General features: G+C 70.7%; 1 protein-coding gene. It reads right to left on the bottom strand.

Features of this window, described 5'->3' with window-relative positions; genetic code table 11:
- The coding region (locus D7X74_RS38660) for a non-ribosomal peptide synthetase (protein ID WP_120537970.1) at window positions 1–5,896 on the bottom strand (5,896 nt) is incomplete at its 3' end.
- Window positions 5,897–5,916 lie beyond the last annotated feature (20 nt).

Here is a 5,916-nt window from a genome sequence, read left to right as displayed (position 1 = left end):
GGTTCGCCCGCGTCTCCACCTGCCGGTACGTCCGCTGCTCCCCCGCGAAGTCCAGTGCCACCGCGTCCGGCGTGCGCTCCACCTGCTCCGTCACCAGCGTGTGGACGCACTGCTCCCTTGGGTACGCCGTGCGCGTCGCGTTCCACGCCACCACCTGCCGCTGCCGCTCCTCCGCCGTCAGCAGCTCCAGACGCCCCACCTTCGCGTCCGGGTTCGCCGCGATTCCCTGCAGCAGCACCTCCAGGTGCCCCGCCATCCGCTCCACCGTCGCCGCGTCGAACAGGTCGGTGTTGTACTCAATCGACCCGGAGAACCCCGTCGGCGTGTCGGACAGCGACAGCGTCAGCTCGTACTTGGCCGTGCGATCGTCCGCCTCCATCGGGAACAGGGACAGCCCGCCGGGCAGCCGCTGCTCGGTCAGCGTCTCCTGCTGGAGCGCGAACATCACCTGGAACAGCGGCGGTCGGCGCAGGTCGCGCTCGGGAGCCAGGGCCTCCACCAGCTTCTCGAACGGCACCTCCTGATGGGCGAACGCACCCAGCGTCGTCTCACGCACCTGCTTGAGCAGCTCGCGGAACGTCAGCCCGCCCCCGAGCTTCGCGCGCAGCACCAGCGTGTTGACGAAGAAGCCGACCAGTCCCTCCAGCTCCGTGCGGTCGCGGCCCGCGATGGGCGTGCCCACGCGGATGTCGTCCTGCCCGCTGTACCGCGACAGCAACACCTGCCACGCCGCGAGCAGCGTCATGAACGGCGTCACGCCCTCGCGACGGCCCAGGGCCCGCAGCGCGTCGGACAGCGCGGCGGGCACCGCGAGCGGCAGACGCGCGCCCCGGAACGTCTGCACCGCCGGACGCGGACGATCAGTCGCCAGCTCCAGCGTTTGCGTCCCCTCACCGAGCTGCCGCATCCACCACGCGAGCCGCGCCTCCAGCGCGTCGCCCTGCAACCAGCCGCGCTGCCACGTCGCGTAGTCGGTGTAGCTCACCGGAAGCTCCGGCAGCGACGCGGGCTGGCCCGTGCGGAACGCCTCGTAGAGCGCGGTCAGCTCGCGCACGAGGACGCCCATGGACCAACCGTCGGAGACGATGTGGTGCACCGTCAGCAGCAGCACGTGTTGCTGCTCGGTGAGCCGCAGCAGCGTCGCCCGGAAGAGCAGGCCTCGGGACAACTCGAAGGGCCGGCGCGCTTCCTCTCCCGCGAGCCGCTGCGCTTCCGTCTCACGCTCGGCCGCGTCCACCGCGCCCAGGTCCACGGGGACCAGGTGCAGCGCCCACGCTGGCAGGATGACCTGCACGGGGTGGCCTTCGTCAGAGCGGATCCGCGTCCGCAGCGCTTCATGGCGCAGGAGCAGGAACTGGAGGGCATGCTCCAGCGCGGGCACGTCCAGCGGGCCTTCCATCCGGACGGCGGCGGGGATGTTGTAGGTGGCGGTTCCCGGTTCGAGCTGATCGATGAACCAGAGCCGCTGCTGCGCGAAGGACAACGGCGTCGCGCCCTCCGCCTGCGCCGCGACCAGCGGAGGCGGCCCGTCGCCCACGGTGCCCCGTCGGGCTTCGTCGATGCGCGCGGCCAGCTCCGCGACGGTGGGCGCTTCGAAGAGCGCACGCAGCGGCAGCTCCACCCCTAGGGTGGAACGGATCCGTGAAATCACCTGCGTCGCCAGCAGCGAGTGGCCACCCAGGTCGAAGAAGCCGTCCCGCGTTCCCACCCGTGCGACGCCCAGCACCTGCGCCCACTCCCCGGCCAGGACCTCTTCCGTCGGAGTCCTTGGCGCGACGTAGGACTCGCGGGCATCCGCCACCGGCTCCACCGAAGGAAGGGCCTTGCGGTCCACCTTGCCGTTGGGCGTGAGCGGCAGCGCCGGCAGCACGACGAAGGCCGACGGCACCATGTACTCAGGCAGTGCGTCCTTCAGCGCCGAGCGCACGCTCGCGACGTCCAGGGCCTCACCGGCCACGTACGCCACCAGCCGCTTGCCCAACGCCCCTTCATCCCGCGCCACCACAACGCACTCGCGCACGCCCTGGCACCGGGCCAGCGCCGTCTCCACCTCGCCCAGTTCGATGCGGAAGCCACGCACCTTCACCTGCGTGTCCGCGCGGCCCAGGTATTCCAGCACGCCGTCCTCGCGCCAGCGGGCCAGGTCGCCCGTGCGGTACATGCGACTGCCAGCAGGGCCGTGCACCTCCGGAAGGAACTTCTCCGCGGTGAGATCCGGGCGCAGCTGGTAGCCGCGCGCCTGTCCGTCGCCCGCCAGGTACAGCTCCCCCGCCACGCCCACCGGCACGGGCTGGAAGGACGCATCCAGCACGTACGCCCGCGTGTTCGCGACGGGCCGGCCGATGTTCGGCACCTCGTCGCGCCCCACCCGCGACCACGTCGAGTACGTCGTGTCCTCGGAGGGGCCGTAGAGGTTGTAGAGCTTGTGTACGGTTGGAATGCCGTACACCTGCTTCGACAGGGACTCTGGCAGCGCTTCGCCCGCCAGGTTCACCACCCGCACCGACGGGGGCAGCGCGTTCAACCGCACCAACTGCGCCATCGCGGACGGCACGGTGTTGATGAGCGTCACGGCCGCTTCGAGCTTCTCCTCCGCCAACTGGAGCGCGTTGCGCACCACCACCACGGTGCCGCCGCGGGCCAGCGGCGTGAACAGCTCGAACACGGACAGGTCGAAGTTGAGCGACGTCGACGCCAGCACGGCGCGCGTCTCCTCCTCGTCGAACGTCTCCAGGGCCCACGTCAGGAAGGCCACCGCGCCGCGGTGGGTGATGGCCACGCCCTTCGGACGTCCCGTGCTGCCGGACGTGTAGATGAGGTACGCGACGTTCTCCGGCTCAACATCCACATGAACGGGGCAGGTGGACTCGTCCTCCCAGTCCGCTTCGCGGTCCAGGCACACCGCCTGCCCGCTGAAGGCAGGCAGTGCCTCCAGCAGGTGCGAGTGCGCCACCAACGCCGGGCCTCGCGCGTCTTCCAGCAGGAAGGCCAGGCGCTGCTTCGGGTAGCTCGGGTCCAGGGGCACGTACGCGCCACCGGCCTTGAGGATGCCCAGCGTGCCGATGATGAGGTCTTCCGTGCGCTCCACGCACAGGCCCACCGGCGACTCCGGCCCCACGCCCAGCTTCCGCAGTCGGTGGGCGAGCTGGTTCGAGCGCGCCTCCACCTCCCGGTACGTCAGGTGCCGCGTGCCGCTGATGACCGCGGTCGCCCCGGGCGTGCGCGCCACCTGCGCCTCGAAGAGCCGGGGCAGGGTCGCATCCCGAGGGAACGTCGCCTGTGTCTGGTTCCACTCCACCAGCACCCGCTGCCGCTCCTCCGCCGACAGGATTCCGACCTCCCACACCCGCCCCGCCTCGCCCGCCACGAGCCCTTCCACGGCCTGCTTCCACTGTTCCAGCAGCCGGTCCACGCCCTGCGCGCTGTACCGGGGCGTGTCGTACGACAGCTTCAGGAGCAGCTCGCGTCCCGGGAGCGCCAGGGCCGTGAGGGGGTAGTTGCTGCGCTCGATGCCGCGCACGTCGCGGATGCCGAGCGGATTGCCCTGCGCCATGAGCGACGCATCCAGCGGGTAGTTCTCGAAGGCGAAGAGGCTCTGGAACAGCGGCGTCCCGTGGGGCACCTCGCTCCAGCCCTGCACCCGCACCAGCGAGTCGTGCTCGTGCGCCTGCGACTCCGTCTGACGCGCCTGCAGTTGCCGCAGCCACGACACCACGGTGGCATCCGCCGCGATGTGCATGCGGACCGGGAGCGTGTTGATGAAGAGGCCGGGCGCGTCCTCCGCCCCCGGCAGCTCCGGAGGCCGGCCGGACACGGTGGCGCCGAAGACGACGTCCGGCTCTCCGCTGTGACGGGCGAGCACCAGCGCCCAGCCTGCCTGCACCAGCGTGTTCAACGTGAGCTGCTGGCGTCGCGTGAAGGCCTGGAGCGCGGCGGTGGACCGCGATGACAGGTGGATCGAACGCTCGGCGTGACCCTGGGGCACGGACACCGCCGCGTGCGTGTCACCCGGAAGGGACGTCGGGGCCTGGATGCCCGCGAGCTCCGCGCGCCAGAAGTCCTCCGAGCGCCCTGTGTCCTGCTGCCGCAGCCAGGCGATGTAGTCCCGGTAGTTGGCGCCCGCGGGGCCCTTCGGAAGCACGCGGCCCTGCACCCGCGCCTGGTAGAGCGCGAAGACCTGCTTGAGCAGCAGGGCCATGCTCCAACCGTCGAGCATCGTGTGGTGGAAGCTCCAGATGAACCGGTGGACGTTCGTGTCCAGGCGCACCAGCGCGATGCGCAGGAGCGGCCCCTCCGCGAGGTCGAAGCCCCGGGTCCGGTCCTCCGCCAGGAAGGTCTCCAGTTGCTGCCGCTGGGCCTCTTCCGTCTGGCCCCGCCAGTCGAGTTCCCGCCACGGCAGCGCCACCTGCTTGCGCACCACCTGCAACGGCTCCTCCAGCCCTTCCCAGAGGAACGTCGTGCGCAGCACCGCGTGCCGCGCAAGCAGTTCTTCCCACGTGCGCCGCAGCGCCTGCGTGTCCAGGGGCGCGTGGAAGGACCAGGAGAGCTGCTCGAAGTACACGCCCGACGTCGGCGCCAGCAGCGCGTGGAAGAGCATGCCCTGCTGCATCGGTGACAGCGGGTAGATGTCCTCGAACCCGTCCACCTTCGCCTGCACCTGCGAAAGCGTGCGCGCGTCCAGCTTCGCCAGGGGGAAGTCCGCCGGCGTGTACCTCGCCGCGTCCTCCGTCTGGCGCCCCGTCACCAGCGTGCGCAGGGCTTCCGTGTACGCCTGCGCGAGGGCTTCCACTGTTGCCCTCGTGTGGAGCGCTTCGCTGTACGTCCACGTCACTTCCAGCTGGCCTCCCACCACCAGCCCGTTTACCTCCAGCACGTGTCCGCGCTGTCCGCCCTCCCCCATCACCGGGCCCGAGGACTCCTTGGCCAGGGTGAAGCCTCCTGCTCCCGTCGCCAGCGCGTCGAACTGCCCCAGGTAGTTGAACGCCACCTGTGCCTTCGGCGCCTGCTTCAGCTTCGCCACCACCGACTCGGGGCCCTGGTAGCGCAGCAGCCCGTAGCCCACGCCCTTGCCCGGCATCTGCCGCAGCGTGTCCCGCACCGCGCGCAGTGCGTCTCCGGGCGTGCCTGCTTCAGGCACCTCCAGCACCACCGGATACAGCGACGTGAACCAGCCCACCGTCCGTGCCACGTCCGCGTCCGCGAAGAGCTCCTCACGGCCGTGGCCTTCCACATCCACGCGCACCTGAGGCTGGCCCGTCCACTTCGTCAGCACGCGCGCCAGTGCCGCTACCAGCACTTCGTTCACCGTCGCCCGGTACGCAGCCGGCACTTCCTGCAACAGCACCCGCGTCTCTTCCGCGTCCAGCTTCACCACCACGCCGCGCGCGGAGGCCACGGTGTTGTCCCCCACCGTATCCACCGGCAATGCGCACGCGTCCTGCGGCTGCGACAGCCACCACGCGGCTTCCTTCTCCAGCTCCGGGCCTCGCGCGTACGTCTCCAGCTTGCGCGCCCACGCCTGGAAGGACGTCGTCTTCGCCGGCAGCTCCACCGCGCGACCTTCACGCCGCTGCACGTAGGCCGTGCCCAGGTCCTCCAGCAGCACGCGCCACGACACGCCGTCCACCACCAAGTGATGCACCACCAGCAGCAGCCGCGACGTCCGTCCCGCGCCGCGCTCGATCAACAGCGCGCGCAGCAACAGGCCCTCGCTCAAATCAAGGCTCGCCTGGGTCCGCGCCACCGCATCCGCGAGCGCCCGGGCCTGCTCCGCTTCGGACAACGCGGACACATCCACCTGCTCCAACACCAGGGCCTTCTCAAGGCCCGCGTTGTGCTGCGTCCACCCGGAGTCGCCGCGCACGTAGCGCATCCGCAGCGCGTCGTGGTGCTCCACCCTGTCTCTTATACACGTCT

The sequence above is a fragment of the Corallococcus sp. CA047B genome (assembly GCF_003612065.1).
GTDB classification, from domain to species: domain Bacteria; phylum Myxococcota; class Myxococcia; order Myxococcales; family Myxococcaceae; genus Corallococcus; species Corallococcus praedator.
This window is presented reverse-complemented; position numbering and strand designations above follow the sequence as displayed.